General features: G+C 70.6%; 1 protein-coding gene. It reads left to right on the plus strand.

The features are described 5' to 3' along the window. Nucleotides 1–1,158 (plus strand): amino acid adenylation domain-containing protein (locus tag AC27LF_RS45495; RefSeq protein ID WP_487231312.1); only part of this gene is annotated, 1,158 nt, incomplete at both ends.

Here is a 1,158-nt window from a genome sequence, read left to right on the forward strand (position 1 = left end):
ACCCTGACCGCGATGCAACTGGCAGCCACGCCGACAACCGCGCCCGGGGTGGAGATCCTGCCGGAACAGGTGGCGTATGTGGTCTACACGTCCGGCTCGACGGGACGCGCGAAGGGCGTGGCGGTCACGCATGCAGGCCTGGCCAACTACGTCACCTCGGTGCCCGAACGGGTCGGCTTCGAAGGTGGGGGCCGGTATGCGGTGTTGCAGGGTCAGGCGACTGATCTGGCGAACACGACGGTCTTCGCGAGCCTGACCGGCGGGGGTAAGCTGCACTTCATCGACGAGGAGTCGGTGACCGATCCGGCGGCGGTGGCGGCCTACCTCACGCAGCAGAGGATCGACTGCCTGAAGGCGGTGCCCTCGCATGTGGCGGCGCTGGGCGGGGCAGCGGTCACGTCTGTGCGCTCCCTCGTCCTGGGTGGTGAGGCGGCCTCGGCGGAGCTGGTCGGGGAGCTGCTGGCCACGGCCGGTGAGCAGGCGGTGTTCAATCATTACGGGCCGACGGAGACCACGGTCGGTGTGGCCACCACACCCCTGACCGGGCAGGATGTGGCGTCCGGGGTGATCCCGGTGGGTTCCCCGGTGGCCAACACACAGACCTACGTCCTGGATGCGAACCTGCGGCCAGTGCCGGTGGGCGTCATCGGCGAACTGTATGTGGCCGGCGCACAGGTGGCGCGCGGGTATGTGGGCAGGCCCGGCCTGACCTCCGAGCGGTTCGTGGCCTGCCCGTTCGGCTCGCCCGGTCAGCGGATGTACCGCACGGGTGACCGTGCACGGTGGACGGGTGATGGCCGGCTGGTGTTCGCCGGTCGTGCCGATGAGCAGGTGAAGATCCGCGGCTTCCGGGTGGAGCCCGGCGAGGTGCAGGCCGTGGTCGCCGCACACCCGCTGGTCGCGCAGGCCGCGGTCGTCGCGCGCGAAGACACCCCCGGCGATGTCCGCCTGGCCGCCTACATCGTCACCGACGAGACGGACGACACGGACACTGCCGAACTCAGCACGACATTGAAGGAGTTCGTCGCCGCGCGGCTGCCGGAGTACATGGCCCCCTCGGCGGTCGTCGTGCTGCCGGAGCTGCCGCTGACCGGTAACGGCAAGCTGGACCGCAAGGCCCTGCCCGCCCCCGACTACGGGGCAGCGGCGACGGCCGGC

This window comes from Streptomyces diversicolor, assembly GCF_057537855.1.